The organism is Virgibacillus sp. L01 (genome assembly GCF_052246775.1).
Taxonomy (GTDB): domain Bacteria; phylum Bacillota; class Bacilli; order Bacillales; family Amphibacillaceae; genus Lentibacillus.
The window spans coordinates 233,868-259,249 of the sequence record NZ_JBQQCP010000006.1 but is presented as its reverse complement, the minus strand read 5'-3'; the positions used below and the strand labels follow the sequence as shown (position 1 = coordinate 259,249).

Genomic DNA, 25,382 nt, shown 5'->3' with positions numbered 1-25,382 from the left:
ATACATGACTTTTTATATGCCTACGTAAACACAGTATTTTTCAAGTATAATAAAAAATTTGAATCGTTCTATTTAAACACAACGTCTTACATATGAATTACCTAGCGAGGGGGAAACAGAGTGGGCCACTCGAAAGCTGTCCATCCACCGTACAAAGATGATGATCAGGAGATTATGCAGAAGACCCCGACTAAAGCAATTGAAGAAATCATGGACTTGTACGGTGATGAAATTAAACGTTTAATATACACATATGTAAAAATAATGCAGATACAGATGACGTCACGCAGGAAGTCTTTGTGAAGGTTTACCAGAAGCTTAGCACGTTTCAAGGCAAATCCACACTTAGGAGCTGGGTTTATTCGATTGCGATCAATAAATCAAAAGACCACCTACGTAGCTGGCATTCGCGAAATAACCGACTGAGGGAAAAACTGTCTCAGTCTGCTCAGTTTATCGAGAAACCTGGTGAAACTCCTGAAGAACAGATAATTCGGCAATCCGAATCGAGTGACCTATTGAATAAGGTTATGATGTTACCGATAAAATACCGTGAAGTCATTATCCTATTTTATTTCAAAGAGTTATCAACAACGGAAATCGGTCACGCTCTAAATTTGAAAGAAGCATCCGTAAGAACCAGATTAAATCGCGGACGCGAAAAACTAAAACAGCTCTTATCAATAGAAAGAGGTGTAAATCATGGATAAAAAGTTAAAAAAATTGAAAGATCAGTATAAGAACGGTATTCCAAATTCCTTTACGGATCGAGATAAACAAGGTATTTTAACGAGAATCAAAAAAACGCAGCCTAAGCGTAGCACCAATTATTTTTTCCCTAAAGCGTTAACAGCAGTTGTCTTAACTGTAATACTCTTCATTGGCGTAACGATGACCACGAATCATCTAGGGTTAACAGACGGAGATAAACCTGCCCCAAATAAAGAAGAACAAATCGCTAGTGATGACGATGATAAACATGTTGTCCAACTAAATAAGGAAATTCAACCATACATCACTTTTAACCATCTAACAGCTCAACCTGGTGATGTGGTTGGAGATGGCAGCAGTGAAAAAATGAAAGTTACTGACGTTGAAAAGCATCTGGGAAAAACAATTATAACCTTCAAAGGAATAAAGCAGTTAACCGGGGCAATCTATAATGATGAACAACTGACGTTTGTCCCAGATGGAAACTCTATCAAGGATATTCCTTTTTCAAATAAGGATATTGGTAATGCAGTCCAATTTCATTTCCAAAATGAAGATAAGATTAAAAAAATATTCGGACTTAGTACGTCATTTATTTCAATCGAGGATCTTACTATAAATATTGAACAAATCCAATATATTTATTCAGTAAATGGATCACGTATAAAACTTGGAGTTCAGAATGCGGTTAGTTCGGAAACAGAACTTGATTTTCCTAGGGAAAGATATGAAACAACAATTGAACTTTCAGATGAACTCCTTAATGTTTATAGACAATATGCTCAAACACTTGACGATAACTTGTTAAAAGGACTGAAGCCAATTGAGGTTTTTAAGCTACATTATCATGCAGAATATAAGGAAAATGAAAATGTCCAGTATGCTCTATATATTAAAGGTAAAAAGCGGGGCACACCAGATAAAGACACCTATTTTAACGACCCATTCTTTGCGACAGATGAAACGATGAAGCAAAATGCGAGGATTCTCTATCAAAAACTATTAGAAGTGAAAACCTTTGAGGAAATATATCTATCGGATGAAGAGGTGATAATTAGTTTTGAATTTGATGGACTCACTGACAATCCAATGTTCAGATTAATTAAAAATAAAGAACTAGATGTGTGGAAGGTCGGTTGGATGCCGATGCAATAAGGGAATTCTCATAATGGTCATACATTAAAACATGAATAACCGGTATTAGGTAAAAATTCCTAGTACCGCTTTTTATTGATTTCATATATAATATTTTCTAAGTATTACTACAATTAATTGAATATTAGCTATACTATATTTACTGCAAAGGCGGATTTTATGAAGCGTACTCCAGAATCACTTTTTGAAAATATAGCTCAGGACAATGAAGTACTGCAAATATTCAGGCACCACTCTATGCGTGTGATGTATTTATCATCGATGCTGGCCAAAAAAATTGGCGTTTATGATGATGATTTAAGAGTCGGGGCTTTCCTGCATGATATCGGTAAAATCGGAGTTGCCAAAGAAATATTGTTAAAACCCGGCAAGCTCAATACGATTGAAAAAACAGTAGTAGAAAGTCATTGTCATATTGGGAACGTTATTGTTCGGAAGGAACTTGGGAAGACACGTACAGCGGAGTTTGTCAGAGATCATCATGAAAACTGGGATGGCACTGGATATCCACGCCGTTTAGTAGGTGAGGAAATTTCTGTACAGGGACGGATTATTCGAGTATGTGATTCTTTTGATACAATGACCTATGATTTACGGAATTATAAATCAGCTAAAATGTCCTACCATGAAGCTTTTCAAGAATTAAAAAGATGTTCATGGACACAGTTTGATGGAAATTTAGTAGAAACTTTTATTTCTTTATTAATTGAATTAGAACTTCCTGAATCCTGGTATGATACATATAATTCAACATTTATCGAAAAAATATATAATAAAATTGAACATCCGGAAGATATTTTATAACCGAATTTGAGCTGATGGGCAACTTGGTGCACTTTCTTAATCGACGTTAGGTGTTGTGTTGATTGGATGGGAATCTGTTTATTTTCCGCAGGTTCTACACAAATTCTCATCCAATTAGGGTTTGGCTGGTTCCGGGTGCTGTTCTGTTGATTCCACGTGTTCTTCTGTTGATTCCTCATGATATTCCTACAGCATATCTAACATATAAATAATTAACGGGCCTAACAATACAACGAACATTGCTGGAAAGATAAACAGCATCATTGGAAAAACTATTTTAACGGGGTTTGCAAACCTTCAAATCAGTCCGTTTGAACTATATAAAGAACAATTAAATCACTATAATGAACAAAAGGAAATAAGAGGAGTGGAAGCTTTGGAAATCAGTTTACCGTTTGAGATAAAGATAGCTGATAGTTATTGGGCAAGATTAAAAGGACTTTTGTTTCATAAGAAGCCTTTTACGAATGAAGGTCTTTTAATTACACGGTGTAAATCCGTTCACATGTTTTTCATGCGGTTTCCCATTGATGTAGTATTTCTTGATCATTCAAATAACGTAGTGAGAACAATCCCGAATTTAAAACCATGGAAAGTAGTCCCGCCAGTACCGAATGCTGATTCAGCACTTGAGTTGCCTGTTGGTACGATAGTGAAGAATCACATTACAGAAGGAGATACTATAAAGTTAAGTCCATGAACCTCTAGAGTCGACTTTCACAGTTGGCTCTTTTTTTATTCTATTAGAAGAAACAATCAAGCATCACTCTCCCTCTTTACAATTAAACAGATCCTAGTTAAGATAAAGATAGAAAAACTGCATATCAACCTTTCACTAGGGGAGCTGTTAAATTCAGCTGAGAAGAACTGTTTTGTTCTGACCCTTTGCACCCGAACTAGGTAATACTAGCGTGGGGAAGTGTGGTCGAAGCGTGTATATTTTATTTTGACAATACATACTAACAGACTGCATTCCACGGGGATGCAGTTTTTTGTTTATATTTTAACTACAAACAACAAGGAGGAATTTTGTATGACAAATCAGCATTGTTCAACTTCAGGTATTGCAGGTTGCAGCTTTTCGATTCATCCAATGAGCGACAATTTTATCGAGGTTATTACAACGGCACTCAAAAATGTGGACACCTCAAAAGTTTGGATGGAGACAGACGATGTGACAACAACAGTTAGAGGAAGGTTACCCCATGTTTTTGACGTAACAAAGGCTATTTTTATTCATGCAGCGAGAACCGGTGAGCACGTTGCATTCGAAGGGACCTATTCACTGGGTTGCCCAGGTGACTCAGCAGGAGATGTTTATTTGGCAGAAGATGATGTTACCGTAAATCACGTACAGGTGAAAGACATTAAACAATCCGTTGCGGCTAAGTTTTCTTTATACCCACTTGGTGGCGGGAACTATATGGATGTAATTATGGAACAAATTGAAGCGATGAAAGAACATGTTGATGTTTCGCATGCGCATTATGCCACTAGACTTGATGGTGAATCTATTAAAATATTCGATGGATTGGAACAAGTTTTTAATGCAACGGTTGATGGAGGGTCGAGTCATACCGTAATGACAGTATCTGTATCAGCTAATAGCCCATCCCACAAAGGAGGAGACAAGGATGAGTAATTGGCGCTTCAAGGAAATAGTCGTCATGTCCGCACTTGCTGTTGTATTCGGGGTTGTCTATCTAGCTTTTCTCCCGGTTGGAAAGGTACTTGTTGGCTTTTTCGGACCAATTGGATATGATCTGATATTTGGAATCTGGTTTATTGTTTCAATTATTGCAGCCTACATTATTCGTAAACCGGGAGCTGCCTTTATGTCTGAAACGATTGCAGCTATGGTCGAAGTTTTACTCGGTAGTGCAGTTGGTCCAATGTTAATTATATCCGGGATGATTCAAGGGCTAGGAGCAGAGTCGGCATTTGCGATGACACGCTGGAAGAATTATTCGACATGGGTGCTAATGGCTTCAGGTGCTGGTGCAGCTATTTTTAGTTTTGTATATGGCTACTTCATAAGCGGGTTCGCAGCACTCTCCACACCTTATGTTACAGGCATGTTTGTTGCACGAATCATAAGCGGAGCGCTAATCGCTGGGTTACTTGGAAAAGCATTGAGCGATAGTTTAGCACAAACAGGTGTCTTATCCAGTTATGCTTTGGGCAAAGAACATCGAAAGAAACGAGCAGTATGAGCAATAGCTTACTAAGTGTTGAGCAGCTGTCCTTACGTTTTGAAACGCATTTGGATCAAGACACCTTATCAAATGTCAGCTTCGAATTAAACAAAAGCGAAACACTTCTATTGTTAGGTCCAAGCGGATGTGGAAAAAGTACGTTAACATTTTGTTTAAACGGTTTATACCCGCGCGAACTGGATGGAACAATGACTGGAAATATTTTTATCAATGGTAAGAATACGGCAGACTATAAACCTGGTGAGCTTAGTCGCCATGTAGGTGTTGTATTTCAAGACCCAGAAACACAGTTCTGTATGCTTACTGTTGAAGATGAAATTGCATTTGGCCTGGAAAATATCCACGTTCCTCATCACCAGATGGAGGACAAGATAGACAGGGCATTGTCGCTTGTTAATTTGGCAACCTATAAGAAGTCAACTATCGCTTCCCTTTCTGGGGGACAAAAGCAAAAACTGGCCTTAGCTTGCATTCTGGTAATGGAACCTGAATTACTTATTTTAGATGAACCTACAGCTAATTTGGATCCGGTTGCAACAAGGGAATTAATAGAAACTATTCAAACCCTTAAGCTGCAAAACGAATTTGCGATTATAGTCATTGAACACCAACTTGATGGGTGGATGGATTTGTTCGACCGCAGTCTTTTACTTAACAGATCTGGAGAGGTTTTCTATGATGGCTCACTGCGGACTGGGATTAAAGAAATTTTACCAACAATGAATGATCAAGGAATCTGGCTGCCAAAGGTTACACAATATGTGCTGAATCAGGGAAGTAATCCAGGCAATTTTATCCCGCTAACCATCAATGAATTTGCCAATCAGATCGATCAATGGCGGTCGATAAATTGGGGGTGCCAATTAACATCATCTATTAAAGAAACCCCAGATGTTTTTTTAAAAGCCGAGCATCTATCCTTGTTGAAAAAAAAGCAGGAAATCATTCAGGATATTTCATTAAATTTTTATACAGGTGAGTTTGTTGCAATTGCAGGTGCAAACGGAAGTGGCAAGACGTCCCTTTCCAGAATCTTGGCGGGTATCCAGAAACCTTCAACAGGAAACATTCAAGTTAGCGGAAGAGCATTGGAAAACTGGAAAGAAGCATATTTACGTGATGAAATAGGCTATGTATTTCAAAATCCAGAACATCAATTTGTGACGAACGCTGTGTTTGATGAAGTAGCATTCAGTCTGAAAATGAAAGGTTTGGACGATAAAGAAATTCATGGAAAAGTAACATCTATCCTTACGACATGTGGATTATCGAATCTTGAGAACGAACATCCATATACCCTAAGCCAGGGACAAAAACGGCGTCTAAGCGTAGCAACCATGATTATCGATGACCAGCGCATGCTCCTGTTAGATGAACCAACCTTTGGACAGGATGCACATTCAACCGAAGAGTTAATGAATCTGCTTAACAAGCGGCATAGGCAAGGAACTACCATTGTAATGATTACGCATGATATGGAGCTTGTGCACCATTATGCGGAACGGGTAATTGTTTTGGATCAAGGAGCGATTGTTGCTGACTGTCACCCAGATGAATTGTGGAAACAGCCGATATCGACATTACAAGAATGGCAGCTTGAAAGACCAATTCAGGTTCAGCTCCAGCAAATTTATGAAAAGGAAGCTAGCAATTATGTTTCTACACCATCTTAACCCAAGTATAAAAGCAATCACGATTATTATACTGGTAATTCTATTGGCGTTAGTATTTGATCCAATTACTCCGTCTTTATTTATGGTCTTCACTATTGCAATAACATTCATTGGAGGAGAAATAAACTGGAAAAAGTATTGCCTATATTTTCTCCCCTTTTCTATTATTGCGTTTGGAATGCTATGGACAACAATTGTTTTTGCAGATACACCTAAAAACCCAGATAAAATAATAAGAATACTTGGAATGGATTTTCCAGAAGAATCCTTTATGACAGCACTCGCACTTTCATTACGTGTTCTGAGTGTTGCTTCATTATCATTATTATTTATTTTCACAACAAACATCGTCGATTTTATATTAAGCCTTATCCAGCAATTAAAACTGCCACCCAAAATTGCCTATGGCGTGTTGGCAGGGTATCGGTTTTTACCAATGATGAAAGACGAATTGGTTATTATCCATTCGGCTCATCGAGTGCGCGGATTTGATCAGGCAAAAACGATTAGAGGAAAATGGAATCAATACAAAAAATTCTCCATACCACTGCTGGCCAGCGCTATCAGGAAAGCCGAACGTACTGCCATGGCAATGGAATCAAAAGGCTTTACAGGGGATAAAAACAGAACCTTTTATCGGCTGTTTTCCACCTCAGCAAAGGATTGGATCTTTCTGATTTTTATGGTTATCACCTTACTATCAGTTGCGTACATTTCATGGTATCTAGGTTATTTCAAATGGTACAGCGGTGAGCTCTAAAGGGACAAATTTCCCCATATTTCTAAAGGGATTCCCAAACATATTTTAGCAGTCGATTTTCTCCAAAATCGGCTCTTTTTATGCCTTTTTCCAAACATCTCATGGTAAATTTCATGATTTTGGTAAAAATGAATGATATGATATGAAAAAGTGTTCGATAAAGGAGGAACAGCATAGTGGAGGAATTGGATTTACACCATATATTTTCACTTGCTCTTATACTGGTGATGATTGCAGCGGGGATTACCGCTATTGCCATGAAATTTAATAAACCGTATCCGATTGCGCTTGTTATTATCGGGGCAATTATCGGTCTGGTTAACATCCCTGTCCTTGAGCCTCTAAAGGGATTCATAACGGAAGGTGAGGTTTTTAATTTTGCCGTTATAACGCTATTCCTGCCTGCTTTACTGGGGGAAGCAGCTTTAAAAATTCCGTTTTCCCACCTGTACGATAATAAAAGACCGATTATTATGCTTGCTTTTGGGGGGACTTTTTTATCTTTTATTGTTATCGGCTTTTCCTCCATGTGGCTGTTGCAGTTTTCCATCCCAGCAGCCTTCGTGTTCGCGGCTGTGATGAGCGCTACGGACCCCGTCAGTGTGTTATCAATATTTAAAAACCTCGGTGTAAATAAACGACTTTCTACTATTATAGAAGGAGAAAGTTTATTTAATGATGGATTAGCTGTTGTGCTATTCAACATTTCCGCTTTTTCACTAGTTACCTATGCTGGTATGGGGATTGAAGGTGTCGGTTTAGGTGCTTGGGAATTTGTAAAAGTTGTTGCCCTAGGCGTAATCATTGGTGGGGCTGCAGGCTACATTATATCAAGAATTACGAGGTACTTTGACGATTATCCTTTGGAGATTATCTTCAGTATTGTTCTCTTTTACGGAGTCTTTTTACTGGCGGAGACCATTCATGCATCAGGGGTAATTGCAGTTGTTGTTGCTGCACTGATTTTAGGAAATTACGGAGCAAAAATTGGGATGAGCCCCACGACAAAATTGAATATCAATAACTTCTGGGATGTTGTAACATTGCTTGCAAACTCCCTTGTGTTTTTAATGGTTGGACTCGAAATCACCATAATTGATGTAACAAATATGTGGGGACTAATCTTCCTCGCTATTGTAATTGTCCTTGCTGGAAGAACTGTCGCTGTTTACGCGGGCTTATTTTTCACAAAAACTGTCCCACTAACCTGGAAACACACGTTGACGTGGGGAGGATTAAAAGGTTCCTTATCAATTGCGCTTGTTCTCAGCTTGCCAAGAGACTTTGAAGGGCGTGAGGAGATTTTAATATTAGCCTTTAGTGTGGTGTTATTTTCACTTGTCCTTCAGGGGCTTACGATACAGCCATTGCTTGCCTGGCTTGGCGTTGACAAAAAGGATGACGGCTACGATGAGTATGAAAAATTACTGGCACAGGCATACCGGTATGAAAAAGGAATTGAGGAAATAAAAAGGGTTAAAAAGAACTTGCGGATAACCGATACTGTTACAAATGAAATTATCGATGAATACCAGGAAAATCTTGATTCTGTACAGAGCAAAATTGAACAACTCATCCAGAATCAACCTGAATTACGAGAGAAACAGATCAATACACTTGAACGCCATTCCCTATACGCACAGCACGAAGCTGTTGAACGACTGGCTAAAGAGGATATTATTTCCCCTGAGGTTGCTGATCAGGTAGTTGAGCAAATCATGAATCAACTGGCAGAATTGGAAAGTGAACACTAATGGCTCATGCATTTGTGAGGAGTACAAATCAATTAGCGGAATGAGGATCCGGCAAATCTACGTACGGTGCGGATCCTCGTTCCGTTATTTGGTGAAAAAGCCGTCCTAAAGAGGATGCAATGAATCCTCATTCCGTTATTTACCCAAAAACAATGAAAAATGCGGGTGTAATGTACAAATAGCGGAAAGAGGATTACATAACGTGTTCCAAACAGCCGATTTATCGGAAATAGCGGAATGAGGATCCGGCAAATCTACGGTGCGGATCCTCGTTCCGTTATTTGATGGAATAGCCGTCCTAAAGGGGATGCAATGAATCCTCGTTCCGTTATTTACCCAAAAACAATGAAAAATGTGGATGTAATGTACAAATAGCGGAATGACGATTACATAACGTGCTCCAAACAGCCGATTTATCGGAAATAGCGGAATGAGGATCCGGCAAATCTAAGGTGCGATCCTCGTTCCGTTATTTGATGGAAAAGCCGTCCTAAAGGGGATGCAATGAATCCTCGTTCCGTTATTTACCCAAAAACAATGAAAAATGTGGATGTAATGTACAAATAGCGGAATGAGGATCCGGAAAATCAACAAAATTGATTCGGGACCACTAAGTCTATTCAATTATAGCTTCAACAATAAAGTGGTATTTTGCTTTGTAGGCTTTACCAGGAAAAAGAGGAGTATTTGAAGGCAAGCTAGAATAATATATACAGTTACTATATAAGGAAGTGTTTCAAAAAGGTGGATGAAAATGACCGAGTAGTTCGAGGCAGCGTAGCTTTGAGTAGCGGAATGTATGCTTTTAATACATGAGCACAAGGGAAGCTACCCCGAATCTACATCGCACGCAGGAAAAGGGCTTTTCTTTTCCAAGGAACGGTAAGTCTTGCATGTGCTGGTACACCAGATATCATATTTTCAGGTGGTTTGCCTAGCCGATCAGGCCAATTTTTCCGGACCAGATCAAAGTTGGCGCCTATTCCACCACTGGTCACCATCACAGCCTTGGCGTTATACTCAAAATCATCTATGACGTCACGATTACTTTCCTCGCCTCGTCCAGCAGAACTTGGAGCAAGAACAGCACCTCCTGCACCGATTATTACCCCATTACTCGTAACAAGACTATCCACTCGATGACGTGGCATGTACGCGACTAGGCCATTTTTCTTGTGCTCGCGAACACGTCGTTCAAAAGGAGCAACAATTCCAGGACCTGTTCCCCACACAATATGAAAGCGCGGCACCGAATTACCATGCCCTTCAGCATCATATCCACCACGTTCAGCCCAGCCAACTACCGGAAAGAACTTCACACCCATTTCACGAAGCCATGCACGCTTTTCGCCAGCAGCGAATTCCATATATGCTTCAGACCATTTTCGTCCCCAATAGTCTTCATCATCTTCTCGATCGAACCCTGCAGTTCCAAGCCAGTCCTGCCAGGCAAGTTCTTTGGAATCAATCACTCCTATTCGGCGCTGTTCTGGCGAATCTACTAAAAACAAACCACCAAACGACCACCAGGCCTGCCCTCCAAACGAAGCTTCAGGCTCCTGGTCAAGCAACAGCACTTTTTTGCCAGCGTCTGCCATCTCTGCAGTAGCTACCAAACCAGCGAGGCCAGCTCCAACTACTATTACATCATATTCCACTACTATATCTCCTCTCGACATTATGTTATCTTTAACATTATTTTAAAATTTTTGAAAAGTCAATATTTAGCGAAGAGACTTTCTGCTTATTCCATTATGAAAAATTAATTCTTATTACCTATATTTATACTAGGTCTTTTCACCTTTTATTTGTCATAATCTGTTTATAATATTTACAATATTCAATTATGAATATATTATTAAATTGGTGTTACAATTTTTTTACTATTTTAGCAATTTTGGAAGGAGGCCTTAAATAATAGATTAATAGAAAATTTACTTAGGAGGCTTTTTCAACGTATGAAGAAAAAGGGACTAATTCTCTCAACAACGTTAGCACTTTCACTAGGTCTTGGAACAGTTAGTGCTGACTCTACAACTACAAATGAAATCGGATCTAATCTATCTACTAAAATACAATCAGCACAGGGATCATCCTTTGATCCGGGTATGGCTAATGATGAGAAGTTAATCAAGATGCTGAAAGAAAATGGAACCATTGCTAAAGATGCATCAGCAGCGGAAGCTCAAAAGGCATTACAAAAATACTTAGAGAATAAAGCAAATAGTGCTAATAGCACGAAAGATGAACTACCAGCTGGTCTGAATGGCAAAATGAAAGAATCAGAGAATAATAAAAGCAATCCTCTTACAAGTGGAAATGGTAACAAATTAGGACAAGCTAAACAGGGTGAGGTCGATTCTGTCGAAGAGGAAAGCTATAACGGAGAAGTTCGTAAAGACAAAGTTCTAGTACTTTCAATTGACTTCCCTGATTACGAAAAGAGTTCCATTACACCAGGGGAAACGGATATGTGGTATGAGAATTACCCAACACAGCATTTCCAGGACATGATCTTTGGTGATAATGGGTATGAAGGCCCTAACGGGGAAAACTTCACTTCTATGAAACAATATTATGAACAACAATCAGGCGGAAGCTACACTGTAGAAGGTAATGTAGCTGGCTGGTATACAGCTGAACATCCTGCTGCCTACTATGGCGGAAATGTTCCTGCTCCTGATGGCAGTGATGCTCGTCCACGTGAATTGGTTTATGAAGCACTCTCAAAAGCCGGTGCAGATCCAAGCATTGATTTAAGTGAATACGATGTTTGGGATCGTGACGATTATGACGGTGATGGTGTAAGAGCTGAGTCAGACGGTATTATTGACCATCTGATGGTTATCCATGCTGGTGTTGGTGAAGAAGCTGGTGGCGGTTCACTTGGTGGCGACGCAATCTGGTCTCACCGTTGGAACCTTGGCGGATTAATTGCAGTTCCTGGCGCATCATCTGACAGTGATCGTTTTGGTGGGTTACTAGCTGCTTATGATTACACAATCGAACCTGAAGATGGCGCTGCTGGGGTATTTGCCCATGAATATGGACATGATTTAGGTCTACCTGATGAGTATGACACTGTTTACAGTGGTGCTGGGGAAGCTGTAGCATACTGGTCACTTATGGCAAGCGGTAGCTGGGCTGGTGATGTACCTGGAACAGAACCTCCTGGAATGAGTCCATTCGCAAAAGAAATGCTGCAAGCCAATCATGGTGGCAACTGGTTAAGCGGATCTACAATTCATTCGGATAAAGTCACATCTGAAGGTACTACTGCCCTTCTAGATGAGGCTGTAACAAAAGGTACCAACAATGATGCAGTTCGCGTCGACCTGCCCAAAAAATTGAATGTATTGAACACACCTGCAGAAGGTGAGTTTGAATATTATGGTGGCAAAGGTAATGAAGTTGACCATAAGATGACAACAACAATTGACTTAACAGGGGCAACAAATGCAACATTAGACTTTGATGCTTGGTATAACATTGAGCAAAATTGGGATTATGCAATGGCTCAGGTTTCAACAGATGGTGGCGAAACGTGGAAATCACTATCAAGTGAACGAACTACTTCAACATTAGCAGAAGGCGGATATCCTGCAATAGAAGAAAACCTTCCTGGTTACACTGGTTCAAGTGACGGTTGGGTTCATGAAACAATCGATATAAGCCAGTATGCTGGACAGGAGATACAGCTTCAATTCCGTTCCATGTCAGACTGGGCTACAAACTTGGATGGATTCTTTACTGATAATGTAACCGTGACAGCAGACGGAAGTGAAGTATTTTCTGACGGTGCTGAATCAGAGCCTAAATTCGATTTAAACGGATTTGTTAAGCATGACGGTAAGTATAAAACAGATCATTATTACTTGCTTGAATGGAGATCACATAACGGTGTGGATGAAGGTTTAGCAAACATCCGCCGTGGTGCCAGCCTGATGAGCTATGACCAAGGATTAGTCGTATGGTATGTAGATGAATCATACGATAACAACTGGACTGGTGTTCACCCTGGTGATGGCTTCCTAGGTGTTGTTGACGCAGACCAACATGCCAGTTACTGGAGTGATGGGGCAGTTGGATCTACCCGTTATCAATTAAATGATGCGGCATTCAGCCTTGATAAAAGCAGTAAAATGTTCTTAGATTACACTGACCTATTAGGTGTTACGATGACGGATAATTACACAAAACGCACACCATTATTCGATGACAGTGCAGACTGGAGCAATCCTGGTCTTGTAGACGCTGGACGTAATGTTCCGGAATACGGATTGAAATTCCGTGTAACTGGTCAAAGTAACGATGGTACTGTTGGTAAAGTATTAATTTCTAAATAAACACTATTTAGGCCTACCTTTAGTTCTACTAAGGGTAGGTTTTTTTATGTAGATAGGAAACCACCATCATGATTTTCATGTTGCAAATTCGAGGTTAGCGGACACCAAGGATCTTATTTGGCAAAAATGCCCCCAAACAACCATGATAGATGTAAAATAACGGCTTCTGTGTCCTTATAACCTCGAGAAGATCACTTTTCTACTGAAATAACGTCTCCTGTGTCCGCCAAATCAAGTTAGAGAGGTAAAAAGTATAAATCGTTTCTTCTTGGAAAATATCCTAAATCAACCTGTTCCTACCTTGTCGATTCACAGTACAAAAAGTTAAAATTCCGGGGTGAATTCATACATATTATCACTTCTTTTGTCGTAACGTGGTTTTAATATTTACAATTTTCAATTATAACTATATCATTAAAATGTTCTATGATTATTTTACTATTTTTTACAGTAAGGGGGGACTTCTTTATACGTCATAATAGATTAGCAGAAAAACAAACAATACTTTAGGAGGCGTTTCATGATTAAGAAAAAGGGATTAATACTTACAACAACATTAGCATTATCGTTGGGTTTTGGTTTTGGTACAGTAAGTGCTGGAACAGTATCAACAGTAAATTATGGCTCTGAACTATCTACTAAACTGGCATCACAAGAAACAACCTTTGATGCTGGAATAGCTAATGATGAGAAATTAATAGAAATGCTTAAGAAGAACGGTACCCTGGCGAAAGATGCTTCACCTGCTGAAGCTCAAAAGGCTTTGAAAAAATATTTACAAGCGAAAGCTAACAGTGCCGGTAAAGCAAATAATAAACTACCAAATGATCTCGATGCGAAAATTAATAACCCACAAAACAAAAACAACAATTCGCTTACAAACGGGAAGGGAAATAAATTAGGACAAGCTAAGAAAAACAAAGTAGACTCAGTTGAGGAAGAAGGCTATAACGGTGAAGTTCGTGAAGACAAGGTCTTAGTACTCGCTATCGACTTCCCTGACTACGAGAAAAGCTCCATTACACCAGAAGAAACGGATATGTGGTATGAAAATTATCCAAATGAACATTTCCAAGACATGATCTTTGGAGAAGATGGCTATGAAGGACCAAATGGGGAAAATCTAGTCTCCATGAAACAATACTATGAAGCACAATCTGGCGGAAGTTACACTGTTGATGGCACTGTAGCTGGATGGTATACAGCTGAACATCCAGCAGCTTATTATGGAAACAATACAGATGGTTCTGCAGCTCAATTAGTGTATGAGGCACTTACGCAAGCTGGAGCAGACGACAGTATCGATTTAAGCGAATACGATGTTTGGGATCGTGATGATTATGATGGTGATGGTGTTAAGGCTGAGCCAGATGGAATTATTGACCATTTAATGGTTATCCATGCTGGTGTGGGTGAAGAAGCAGGTGGTGGATCACTAGGCGAGGATGCAATCTGGTCTCATCGTTCATCCCTTGGTCTAGTTGCAGTCCCTGGTGCTTCATCTGACAGCGATCGATTTGGTGGTATATTAGGTGCTGATGATTACACCATTGAACCAGAAGACGGAGCAGCTGGTGTTTTCGCTCACGAATACGGCCATGACCTAGGACTTCCTGATGAATATGATACTATATACAGTGGTGCAGGTGAAGCTGTTTCTTACTGGTCACTTATGGCTGGTGGAAGCTGGGCAGGGGATATTCCTGGAACAGAGCCTCCTGGAATCAGTCCATTTTCCAGACAAATGCTGCAAACCTTACATGGTGGTAATTGGTTAAGTGGAACAACACTTGACGGATCAGAAGTAACAAATGAAGGTACATCTGTCCTACTCGATGAAGCTGTAACAAAGGGCAAAAATAATGACACAGTTCGTGTTGATTTACCAGACAAACTAAATAAATTAAATACACCTAAAACTGGCGACTTTGAGTACTATGGCGGCCGAGGTGATGAAGTTGACCACAAAATGGTAACAACTGTGGACTTAACTGGAGCAACAGACGCTACACTTGATTTTGATACATGGTATGATATCGAGACAGATTGGGATTATGCAATGGTTCAAGTTTCAACAGATGGAGAAACCTGGGAATCATTATCAAGTGAAAACACAAGTTCAACAATAGATCCAGATGGATACCCAGCAATTAAAGAGAACCTTCCTGGTTACACTGGTTCTAGTGACGGATGGATCCATGAATCAATTGACTTAAGCAAATATGCTGGTCAGGAAATTCAATTACAGTTCCGTTCTATGTCTGACTGGGCTACTAACATGACTGGGTTCTTTACAGACAATGTAACAGTGACTGCAGATGGTAATGAAGTCTTCTTTGATGGTGCAGAAGCAGATCCTTCATTTACGTTAGACGGCTTTGAGAAGCATGATGGTACGTATACAACGAATCAATATTACTTGCTGGAATGGAGATCACACAATGGTGTTGACGAAGGACTTGCACACATTCGACGTGGTGCTAGCTTAATGAGCTTTGATCAAGGTTTGGTTGTTTGGTATGTCGATGAGTCATACAACAACAACTGGACAGGGGCACACCCTGGTGAAGGATTCCTTGGTGTAGTTGATGCGGATCAACACGCCTTGAGTTGGAGTGATAAAACTGTTGCCTCAACACGTTATCAGGTTCATGATGCAGCATTCAATTTAGACAAGACTGATAAAATGTTCCTTGACTATCCTGGGCTATACACGCTAAAAGACAACTACACAAAACGCACACCATTATTCGATGACAGTGCAGACTGGAGCAATCCTGGTCTTGTAGATGCTGGACGTAATGTTCCGGAATACGGATTGAAATTCCGTGTAACTGGTCAAAGTGACGATGGTACTGTTGGTAAAGTAAAGATCTCTAAATAAACATTATGTAAGCCTACCTTTAGAAAACTAAAGGTAGGCTTTTTATTTTTTGCAAATAACCAATCCAAGCGGCAATTTTTCTGTTGTGTTAAAGTCTGCCGGCTTGATTAACGCACTTTTTTGAAAATAGAATTCCTTAGCTGTATATTTGGGAAATAAGTTTCTAAATTCATCTACCCTTAACTGATGGACATGAAATGGTGAACCACATGGAACTCCACGCCCTTCGCCAAAAGGAGTTGATAAGATAAGCGTGCCCCCTGGCTTGAGCATTTGGTAAATGTTAGCTAGAAATTGGCTTTCTTCCTCTACATGTTCAATTGTTTCAAAGCTGAGAATACAGTCGAATTGCCCCAATTTGTCTGGTACTGCTGGATCTGTCACATCACATTCTATAAAAGTGGATAATGGATGGTAAAAAGTAGCTCGTGCGTATTTCACAGATTCCGGGTCAATATCGACTCCCACAACTTCATTTACCTTATCCTTACACTTTTTTGCGATTATATGAGTTCCATAACCAGTGCCACTTGCAAAGTCCAAGACGCGTCCATGAACAAAATCACTGGCAAAATGATATCTTGCCATATGTTCAATCAATAACTCGTTGGTGATTTTCATCTTTTCGGGAATAACGCGTTCTCCAGTATCCTTTAACATCATATTCACCGCTTAATTATATTTTATACACTTATTTTAACATAACGCTACTTTTTACGTCGCTTTTAACTTGTCTTTCTGAGGCTTTCTTGCTGTTATTGCACAGATTAGCCCAATTAACGGGAAGGTCAATGAAGCAAGCAAAACAGGTGTATAGTTATGAAACAAATCAAAGCCTGCCCCAAACGGCAGCGGTCCTAAAGACGATCCAAGTACAACCATTGTCATCCCAACACCGTTTATGCTGCCGATATATTTCCTGCCAAAAAAGTCCGGCCAGACAACATTCATTCCGATTCGCTCAATCCCGTTTGCGATACCCCAAATCGTTCCAAATAAAATAGCCATTAGCAGATTATTTGTGATCAGAATTAATAACAAAAAAATCATTTCAATTACAAAGACACTTGCTAACAAATAATTCGTCTGTATTTTTTCGGTGATAAATCCTGACACCATTGACATTGGAAGGCCAACAATAGCCATTAAACTTAACACCATTGCAGCAATACCTGGTGAAAGCCCATTGGAATCAAAGATGGAAATAATATGAAAGGTAATACCTGTATTGATCATGGAAGGGATACTTACACTAATCAGAATCCCCCAAAATGCCCAAGTACGCATTGCTTCTTTTAATGTCCAATCCTCTTCCGATTCAGGTAGTGTTGTTCCGATAACTGGTTCTGAGTTCTCACTCTCGTCCTCATCTTTCTTTGTTGCGTCTGGCTCCAGTCCCATCTCTTCTGGGCGATTGCGAACCCCAAATAGAGCAAATGGAACAAATATGACAAGTAACGCCACACCCCAGAATCTCCATGCAAACTGCCAATCCCATGTCTGAATCATCCAAGAATTAATAATTGGCAGCAGCATTGCACTGATGAAACTGCCCATCGTCATAAAACTGAATGCTCGACCTCTTTTTTTAACAAACCATTGAGCCACAAGGGTATTGGGTATCAGCGACATGGTGCCTTGACCCAATAAACGAACTAAAAAGAAACCAATCGCAAGCATAAACATGTTTGTAACAGCACTGTTGAAAAAACAAGCCAGTGCAAAGACTATACCTACCGTTACCATCATGAACCGCTGCCCAAATCGATCAATAAACCGTCCAACAAACATCATAGTCAATCCAGCGACAAGTGTGGCCGATGAATATAAGCCGGAAACCTCCGTTCGAGACCAGCCAAAATCATTAATGTACTGGTCAATAAATAATGAGATGGAATATGTTTGACCAGGTCCTGAAAAGAAAATTCCCAGCCCACCAATAAAAACAATAAACCAGCCATAATAAAATCTTTGAAAAAATTTGCCTAACAAAGTTGCACCTCCATGTCCAAGCGCCGAATCTATTTTAAATTCAGATTAAATTTTACGGCAAAACAACGACAAACACAAACTTAAAAATGGTTATTTCATCCTCGTATATTCCCTTTCCCAAAGTAAAAAATAAGGTTATGCAATTCAGAAAGGAGAACAATCATGGACAGGAATCGGGCACAGGAGATTATTGATTCACTTGCAATGATAAACGTAAAATACCATGGAATACCAGTCTATATACAAGGACTAAACGAAGACAGCGAAACAGCAACTATTTTCCCGCTTGATGAGATGGATCATGAACAACAAGTTGATTTACAAGGACTATTTGAAGAAGGTCCATAAGAAAGGAGTTAGTTAACAATGAACAGACAACGAGCCGAAGAAATAGCACAATCAGCAGATATGAAAAACGTTACCTATAACGGGAAACAAGTCTACATTCAGCATGTAAGTGACCAAAGTGATACAGCCCGGGTTTTCGCTTTGGATGACACAGAATATGAATTTAACGCCCAGCTTGCTCAACTCAACGAAAAGTTAGGAGGATAAATAATGGATGACACACATGAGTTTGTGAGGAAATTTAACGAAACTTAGAAAACTTTGCTTATCGCCAAGCCTTAATATAGATAAGCCTTAGTTGCACTTATGCAGTAAGAAAGTATTTATACTTTCTTAACTGCCAAGAAAAAGGATAAACAAAATAAGAAACAACAAGGTCAAGGCGACCCAGCTGATAAACTGCCCAACAAACGCAACTAAACAGCAAAATCTCTCCTTCTGCTTTAATTTTCCATATATATTTTTTTCAGAAAAGCACAAATTACTAAAGACAATGAGCAAAGGAGGCTAATGACATGAAATTTAACAAAATACTTGTAGCCTTAATAAGTTTACTCTTCTTATTATTGGTTGCATGTAATAACAATACTAATGATAATGAAGATGCTTCAAAAAACGATCCGAGTGAAGAAGACGCTATCTCATTCACCAAGACTGATCAATCCAGCGGGGATCTTCAGACCGACCAAATTGAAAACCAACAGAATCAGGGCAATTTCAATGTCGATATGTTTGGCTTAGGAGAAGACGATAAAAATTGGAATCAGCGTGAACAGAGCCGACAGGGATTAGATCGACAGGATTTGGGTCAATTTAGACAAGATCAGCAGAATCAGGATCAACAAGGACAACAAGGGAATCAAGGTCAGCGAGATCAGCAACAGCAACAACAACAGCAAGATCAAGGACAACAAGGTCAGATGCAGCAAGATCAGCAGACTCAAGATGAAGCAAACCAAACACAGCCACAAAAAGGACAAAACGAATATACGTCAACTGTTATCAAGTTAACAAATCAAGAAAGAAGCAATCAAGGACTTTCCCCATTAAAGGCCCACAAAAAACTAAGCAACGTAGCCAGAAACAAAGCTGTGGATATGCAATCCAATGGTTATTTTTCACATACTAGTCCAACACATGGGTCACCATTCGATATGATGAAAAATGCTGGTGTTTCCTACCAATCAGCTGGTGAAAATATCGCTCGGGGTCAAAAATCACCTCAGCAGGTTGTCGATGCCTGGATGAACAGTCAAGGACATCGGGAAAATATTTTGAATGGAAACTTCACACATATTGGAGTAGGTTACACAGAAAGCGGCAATTACTGGTCACAGATGTTTATTCAAAAATAACGATATGTATTGGGGATCAAAGAAGAAGTTTGTATCTTCTCTGATCCTCATTTATTTAGGCCCGTCCTTATTTAAGCATTGACTTTGACAGTACATTACTAGTACTGTATGTTAAAATAAATTCCGATAATTTTTATAGGAATAATTATACGATATAAAAGAAACTGGCTTGTAAGGAGGGCGTATTATGAAGGCTATATGGAGAGGTTATATTGATGCCTCACTTATTTTAAAAATTACGATAGCACTTATTTTGGGGATTATTGTTGGTTTACTATTTGGAAAAGATGCATCTGTTTTAGCTCCTTTTGGGGATTTGTTAATTCGATTACTTAAGTTCGTTATCGTTCCACTTGTATTATTCACGTTGATCGTTGGTGTGAATCAAACCAGGATGGCTAATTTGGGCCGAATGGGAGGAAAGGTATTCCTCTATTATCTGGTAACATCTGCGTTAGCTATCACTGTTGGAATGTCTGTCGCAAGTATTTTCGATCCTGGGACAGGAATGACACTGGATACAAGTGAAGAATTTAAAGTCCCGGAGAACCCAGGTGTTACAAGTGTTATTTTAAACATTGTACCTGAAAATATTATAAGCGCATTTAGTAATCTAAATCTTCTCGGTATTATATTTACTGCTATCACGTTTGGAATTGCTATTTCTGCCTTAAGGTCATCCAAAGACCATGCAGAACTTGGTGAAAGTGTATATAAAGTAGTTGACGGTCTAAATGAAGCTACATTGAATATTATGAAGGTCATAATCCAATACGTTCCAATCGGGATTTTCGCTATAGTCGCAAAAATCGTCGGTAACCAAGGTGCGGATACATTATTAGAGCTAGGTAACATGATTGTTGTTCTCTATATTGCCTTAATTGTTCAAGTTGCTTTTTATGTAATTTTCATGATCTTATCAAAAATAAACCTAAAAGGATTTTTCACACATGCACGAACACCTATGATTACCGCTTTTGTTACGCAAAGCAGTTCGGGTACATTACCACTAACACTTGATGCTGCGAAAAACCTGAAGTTATCCAAAAGTTTGTATGGATTTAGCTTGCCATTAGGAGCCACTATTAATATGGATGGTGCAGCAATTCGAATAGCTGTATCTGCAGCATTTGCCGCCAATATTATTGGTGATCCATTAAGCTTTACTGACATGCTGCAAGTGGTATTGATCGGAACATTAGCATCCGTTGGTACAGCCGGCGTCCCTGGTGCAGGAATTATTATGATTGCCACCGTGTTTGCACAATTGGGATTGCCGATGGAAGCAGTAGGACTATTGACTGCAATCGACGTTCTGGTTGGCATGGGCTGTACAGCCTTAAATGTCACCGGTGACTTAGTCGGTACATCTGTCATTAATAAAACGGAATCAGAGCAAGTTACTGAACAACCAACTGGGAATTAAATAGAACGAATTTAAAACGGCTACTGCCTCAGTTTTAGAGGTGGAGCTGTTTTTTTGGCAGATAAGAAAGTATAAATCCTTTCTTACTGCATAAGTGCAACTAAGGCTTTCGCCATTAAGACTTGGCGAAAAGCCAAGTTTTCTAATATATAATCCTTAAGAAGCTGCGAAAACAGTCGATATAAGAAAGGTCGAACTTTTTTCATAGGAGATGATAGCGTGACCAAGGATACGGAGAAAAAGTCAATGGGCTGGTTGAAAGGTGTCTTATCTACCCAAAATCAACCGGAAAAGTCAGGCGCAGAACAGCAAGAAGCTGCCGTAGCAACCGAAGAGCAGCAGGTAAATAACAACGATGAACCTGCTCAAGTAGATACGTCTGACGATAAACATCTATTTTCAAAAGATAACCAGGATAAGATAGCCTCAGATTTAATTGTTTCTTTAGAAAACATGCTAAAGGACCGGGAATTAATTTTATATAAAAATAATGGGCTTAAAGATCAATTATATACAGCGAATGAGACCATTAACCGTTACAAACATGACGAAATGAAAAAAGATCAGCTTCTACAGGATAAAAACAAAGAAATACATGATCTCGAAGGTAACCTTACGAATAAACAAATGAGTTATGATCAGTTGCTTGAGGATTACAAAGAATATCAAAACAAGTCCAACAGCGAATATGAGAAAATCTCAAATGATTTGGAAAAAGAAAGTAATAAATATAATAAATTAAATGAAGAATCTACCAACACGCAATACCAGAGTATGATGAGAATTAAAGAACTGGAAGAAAAAGTTAGAAATCTGGAAATAGAAAACCAGAGGTACCATGAACAATACGAAAAAATCACTGATGAAAAGGCTGAATTAATGCAGACCATTAACGACTTTACCGAGCGGATGTCCTTCTCGTTCTCTCCAAAGACACAAAGCACCAATGATTCATCTGATTAACTAAATGGTTGCAATTCCCTATTCTTATTACAAAAGGAGGCAGCCATGTCAGACTATCAAGCAAAGCTAATTGAACTAGTAGACATTGAAACAGATACTGACCATTCATTATTGCAGATAAAGCTATCATTCGGGCAGGATATTGAAATGGTATGGAAAGTTGACCATTATACAGCAGAGAACTTGAGATCTGTTTCAGTATTTGACCAACAATATAAACACAGAATATCCTTCCATAATTCTTGGGATCCCATTAGAAAGTGTTACGTTAGTTTTTTAACGAGAACATATCGAGATCAAAGCGACAGGGTCTATTTCTGTTGCTCAGAAGAATTTGTGAAAGCATTGCATGAATTTAAACTCACTCAAAATACAGTTGACGTGGATGAATTAACATTCTTATCTCATAAACTACCAGAGATTGATGAACCAGAACAAAAAAGAATACAGGATGTTTACATACCAAAAAAATATAATAAGAAGATGACATGGGTAGCTGTTGCTTTAATTGGTATTATATCTACCGTTTTGTTCGGTTATTCAGGTCATGCCTTAAAAACAATTTCTGATGAGAAGTCAGCCACTAGTGCAGATACGACTGACAGCGAATTAACACAAGAAATGGATGCAGCTCCACCGGTCACCAGCTCAGTAGAGATTAACTCTTCTGATCAGCCTAGCATTCCTATAGTTGAACTTAACAGTGCACTAACATACGGCATCAAAGAAGGTAGCGTTGCACTAACCTTCGATGATGGCCCTTCTAAGTTTTCAAAAGAAATTGTTGATATATTAAAAGACTATCAAGTTGGTGGAACCTTCTTTTTTATTGGAAAAAATGTTAAAAAGCACCCTGACTATGTGCGCTATGTCCACTCCAACGGCTATACTATTGGCACACATTCAACGAACCATGTACATGTGTCTGGGCTCTCTTATAAACAACAGGAGGATGAGCTAACAGAAGCAACACAACTAATTGAGGAAATAACAAACGAGAAAGTTGACCTATTTAGACCACCCTATGGTGATATGAATCAACTGACAGTAGATTTAATGAACGAGCATAAAAGTAAGATGGTACTTTGGAATAAAGACCCTAAAGATTGGAAACACCATAATGCAAAAAAAATCGTCAGCTACATCCGTGACTCAAAAGCATCCGGATCAATCATCCTGCTTCACGAATCAAAGGCTGTTATTGATGCATTGCCACAGGTAATTGAATATTTACTTAGCCAGGGTCTAGAAATTGTGAACTTAACATAACAAAGAAGTACAAATGGAGTGATAATAATTGTGAAGCGAAAAAAGAAAATACTGACCTTTACCATTCTATCAAACGATGCCGATAAGGTTGTCACTCGATTTCAACTCCCAAAGAATATGATATACCTACTATCGATTATAGCTATTATCCCAATCATTTTTTCATTTTATTTTTTTAATGAAACTGTTCAGAAGCAACAGAAAAACGACCATCTGATTGATAATTTAACACTTCAAACAGATAAAGTTGACGTATTACAAGCAAAAATAAATAACATGGAACAAAAAACGGCTGAAGTACAAGCTAAAATGAATGAATTAAAACAATTGGAATCACAGATTAGGGAATCGATGACAGAACTCCCTGTTAGTCTAGGGTCTAGTGGGGGAATTGACATAAATGTTTCAAAAAATGATATAACACAAAATGAATTCGTTAAACAGTATAAAAAGACAATTGATGAAATGGAACAAACAAATGATGAACTTAAACATACCCCAACAATTTGGCCATCAAGCTCTCATGGCATATCATCAGAGTTTGGTCTGCGCAGTGATCCATTTAATAGATCATCTTCCCTACATGCTGGAGTCGATATTAGAGGAAACATCGGAACTCCTGTTTACGCAGGTGCAGATGGGACTGTAATTATGGCTGAATACTACGGTGGATATGGTAAAGCAATTAAAGTTCGTCATTCTGATACGTATATAACACTTTATGGTCATCTTTCAGAAATAAAGGCAGAGCAAGGTGATACCGTTAAAAAAGGCGATAATATAGGATTTATTGGCAACACCGGGAGAAGCACAGGACCACATCTTCATTATGAAATTTTAAAAAATGGAGAACCCGTTGATCCTTATCCTTATATGAAATTATTTAAAAAGTAAATGCCGAGAAAGGAAAGCTGTATGAAAAAAGAAAAAAAGCAAACTATAGTTGATACAATAATTGGACAAGGGACGATAATTGAAGGAAAGATAAAACACCCATCAAGCCTGCGCATTGATGGAAAAATTTATGGTGAGGTTGATTGTGCCGGTGACGTTTTTATTGGAAAAGACGGCTATGTGGAACCTACTATTAAAGGAAAAAACATCATCATTGCCGGTGAAGTAAACGGAGATTTATACACTTCCGAAAAAGTACATGTCCAGCCAAGTGGTAAATTATCAGGGAGTGCAACAACTAAAGGTATTATTATTGATGATGGTGGCGTGTTTAACGGTGAAAGCATCATTCAGGATAATGACAACAAGGCTTCCTCTGATAAGAAGAAAAAGAAACAAAACGAAAAAGTTAACGATTAGAAGGCTTGGCATTGGTTAAAGGGATTCTTAGATTTTGATTTCTTTGAGCCCTTTAACTATTTAGCGGAATGAGGATCCACGTCGATTGTTCGGCGGATCCTCGTTCCGTTATTTGTTACAAAAACCGCGTTTGGAGCATGGTTCCGGATCCTGGTTCCGCTATTTGCCTTTTTCAACCTACTATACCGTTGATTTTATGCATTTAGCGGAACCAGGATCCGTTTCACCCCTTCTAGAACAGCTTTTTCTCCTATTAGCGGAATAAGGATCCGCGTCGATTGTTCGGCGGATCCTCGTTCCGTTATTTGTTACAAAAACCGCGTTTAGAGCATGGTTCCGGATCCTGGTTCCGCTATTTGCCTTTTTCAACCTACTATACCGTTTTTTTTAGCCATTTAGCGGAACCAGGATC

At 39.1% G+C, this 25,382-nt stretch carries 23 protein-coding genes, 1 pseudogene and 1 riboswitch; of the genes and pseudogenes, 21 read left to right on the top strand and 3 right to left on the bottom strand.

Annotated elements, in window-relative coordinates; all coding sequences use genetic code 11:
- Positions 1-120 precede the first annotated feature (120 nt).
- The 10 genes from ACTWQM_RS13315 (at position 121) to ACTWQM_RS13270 (ending at position 9,073) form a co-directional block, all read left to right on the top strand.
- The gene (locus tag ACTWQM_RS13315) at positions 121-303 is read left to right on the top strand and encodes a hypothetical protein (protein WP_443258648.1); all 183 of its coding nucleotides are present in this window, start codon (positions 121-123) and stop codon (positions 301-303) included.
- Positions 300-710, top strand: coding sequence for a sigma-70 family RNA polymerase sigma factor (locus tag ACTWQM_RS13310; RefSeq protein WP_443258647.1), 411 nt, complete (start codon positions 300-302; stop codon positions 708-710). The genes ACTWQM_RS13315 and ACTWQM_RS13310 overlap by 4 nt, the downstream gene beginning before the upstream one ends.
- Complete coding sequence (locus tag ACTWQM_RS13305) at positions 703-1,866, top strand: hypothetical protein (protein ID WP_443258646.1); 1,164 nt, start codon at positions 703-705, stop codon at positions 1,864-1,866. The genes ACTWQM_RS13310 and ACTWQM_RS13305 overlap by 8 nt, the downstream gene beginning before the upstream one ends.
- Positions 1,867-2,025: 159 nt before the next feature.
- Positions 2,026-2,670: an HD-GYP domain-containing protein gene (locus ACTWQM_RS13300; RefSeq protein ID WP_443258645.1), complete on the top strand. Its 645-nt coding sequence runs from the start codon at positions 2,026-2,028 to the stop codon at positions 2,668-2,670.
- 367 nt (positions 2,671-3,037) lie between these two features.
- Positions 3,038-3,370: a DUF192 domain-containing protein gene (locus ACTWQM_RS13295; RefSeq protein ID WP_443258644.1), complete on the top strand. Its 333-nt coding sequence runs from the start codon at positions 3,038-3,040 to the stop codon at positions 3,368-3,370.
- A gap of 127 nt (positions 3,371-3,497) precedes the next feature.
- A riboswitch (TPP riboswitch) is annotated at positions 3,498-3,605 on the top strand.
- Positions 3,606-3,703: 98 nt separating this feature from the next.
- Positions 3,704-4,312: a YkoF family thiamine/hydroxymethylpyrimidine-binding protein gene (locus ACTWQM_RS13290; protein ID WP_443258643.1), complete on the top strand. Its 609-nt coding sequence runs from the start codon at positions 3,704-3,706 to the stop codon at positions 4,310-4,312.
- The gene (locus tag ACTWQM_RS13285; protein WP_443258642.1) at positions 4,305-4,883 is read left to right on the top strand and encodes an ECF transporter S component; all 579 of its coding nucleotides are present in this window, start codon (positions 4,305-4,307) and stop codon (positions 4,881-4,883) included. The genes ACTWQM_RS13290 and ACTWQM_RS13285 overlap by 8 nt, the downstream gene beginning before the upstream one ends.
- Positions 4,880-6,559 (top strand): ABC transporter ATP-binding protein, encoded by a 1,680-nt coding sequence (locus ACTWQM_RS13280; RefSeq protein ID WP_443258641.1) that lies wholly within the window; start codon positions 4,880-4,882, stop codon positions 6,557-6,559. Before ACTWQM_RS13285 ends, ACTWQM_RS13280 begins: the two co-directional genes overlap by 4 nt.
- Positions 6,540-7,319, top strand: a complete 780-nt coding sequence (locus ACTWQM_RS13275) for an energy-coupling factor transporter transmembrane component T family protein (protein ID WP_443258640.1) — start codon at positions 6,540-6,542, stop codon at positions 7,317-7,319. The genes ACTWQM_RS13280 and ACTWQM_RS13275 overlap by 20 nt, the downstream gene beginning before the upstream one ends.
- A 176-nt stretch (positions 7,320-7,495) precedes the next feature.
- Entirely contained in the window at positions 7,496-9,073 is a 1,578-nt protein-coding gene (locus ACTWQM_RS13270) for a Na+/H+ antiporter (protein WP_443258639.1), read from the top strand.
- Positions 9,074-9,966: 893 nt separating this feature from the next.
- On the opposite strand, the pseudogene ACTWQM_RS13265 reads toward ACTWQM_RS13270, so the two are convergent.
- Positions 9,967-10,731: pseudogene (locus ACTWQM_RS13265) on the bottom strand (FAD-binding protein); the annotation flags it as partial.
- A 300-nt stretch (positions 10,732-11,031) separates the two neighbouring features.
- On the opposite strand from ACTWQM_RS13265, the gene ACTWQM_RS13260 reads away from it, so the two are divergent.
- A complete protein-coding gene (locus tag ACTWQM_RS13260) occupies positions 11,032-13,419 on the top strand; it encodes an immune inhibitor A domain-containing protein (protein ID WP_443258638.1) in 2,388 nt (795 codons plus the stop codon).
- 520 nt (positions 13,420-13,939) lie between these two features.
- Positions 13,940-16,303, top strand: coding sequence for an immune inhibitor A domain-containing protein (locus ACTWQM_RS13255; RefSeq protein WP_443258637.1), 2,364 nt, complete (start codon positions 13,940-13,942; stop codon positions 16,301-16,303).
- A 42-nt stretch (positions 16,304-16,345) separates the two neighbouring features.
- Here the strand turns inward: ACTWQM_RS13255 and ACTWQM_RS13250 are convergent, their stop codons facing one another.
- Together ACTWQM_RS13250 and ACTWQM_RS13245 are read right to left on the bottom strand one after the other, a co-directional pair.
- The gene (locus tag ACTWQM_RS13250) at positions 16,346-16,963 is read right to left on the bottom strand and encodes a class I SAM-dependent methyltransferase (RefSeq protein ID WP_443258665.1); all 618 of its coding nucleotides are present in this window, start codon (positions 16,961-16,963) and stop codon (positions 16,346-16,348) included.
- Between the two features lie 54 nt (positions 16,964-17,017).
- A complete protein-coding gene (locus tag ACTWQM_RS13245) occupies positions 17,018-18,295 on the bottom strand; it encodes an MFS transporter (protein WP_443258636.1) in 1,278 nt (425 codons plus the stop codon).
- Positions 18,296-18,457: 162 nt separating this feature from the next.
- On the opposite strand from ACTWQM_RS13245, the gene ACTWQM_RS13240 reads away from it, so the two are divergent.
- The 9 genes from ACTWQM_RS13240 (at position 18,458) to ACTWQM_RS13200 (ending at position 24,970) form a co-directional block, all read left to right on the top strand.
- On the top strand, positions 18,458-18,643 hold the full coding sequence (locus ACTWQM_RS13240) for an H-type small acid-soluble spore protein (RefSeq protein WP_443258635.1): 186 nt from the start codon (positions 18,458-18,460) through the stop codon (positions 18,641-18,643).
- Positions 18,644-18,661: 18 nt separating this feature from the next.
- Positions 18,662-18,850: an H-type small acid-soluble spore protein gene (locus tag ACTWQM_RS13235; RefSeq protein ID WP_443258634.1), complete on the top strand. Its 189-nt coding sequence runs from the start codon at positions 18,662-18,664 to the stop codon at positions 18,848-18,850.
- A 114-nt stretch (positions 18,851-18,964) separates the two neighbouring features.
- The gene (locus ACTWQM_RS13230) at positions 18,965-19,063 is read left to right on the top strand and encodes a DUF4023 family protein (protein WP_443258664.1); all 99 of its coding nucleotides are present in this window, start codon (positions 18,965-18,967) and stop codon (positions 19,061-19,063) included.
- A gap of 95 nt (positions 19,064-19,158) precedes the next feature.
- Positions 19,159-19,998, top strand: coding sequence for a CAP domain-containing protein (locus ACTWQM_RS13225; RefSeq protein WP_443258633.1), 840 nt, complete (start codon positions 19,159-19,161; stop codon positions 19,996-19,998).
- Positions 19,999-20,185: 187 nt separating this feature from the next.
- Positions 20,186-21,424, top strand: coding sequence for a dicarboxylate/amino acid:cation symporter (locus ACTWQM_RS13220; RefSeq protein ID WP_443258632.1), 1,239 nt, complete (start codon positions 20,186-20,188; stop codon positions 21,422-21,424).
- A 219-nt stretch (positions 21,425-21,643) separates the two neighbouring features.
- Positions 21,644-22,387 (top strand): hypothetical protein, encoded by a 744-nt coding sequence (locus ACTWQM_RS13215; RefSeq protein WP_443258631.1) that lies wholly within the window; start codon positions 21,644-21,646, stop codon positions 22,385-22,387.
- 45 nt (positions 22,388-22,432) lie between these two features.
- A complete protein-coding gene (locus tag ACTWQM_RS13210) occupies positions 22,433-23,656 on the top strand; it encodes a polysaccharide deacetylase family protein (protein WP_443258630.1) in 1,224 nt (407 codons plus the stop codon).
- Positions 23,657-23,686: 30 nt separating this feature from the next.
- Positions 23,687-24,550, top strand: coding sequence for a M23 family metallopeptidase (locus ACTWQM_RS13205; protein WP_443258629.1), 864 nt, complete (start codon positions 23,687-23,689; stop codon positions 24,548-24,550).
- Positions 24,551-24,571: 21 nt separating this feature from the next.
- Positions 24,572-24,970, top strand: a complete 399-nt coding sequence (locus ACTWQM_RS13200) for a bactofilin family protein (RefSeq protein WP_443258628.1) — start codon at positions 24,572-24,574, stop codon at positions 24,968-24,970.
- Positions 24,971-25,382: the final 412 nt, after the last annotated feature.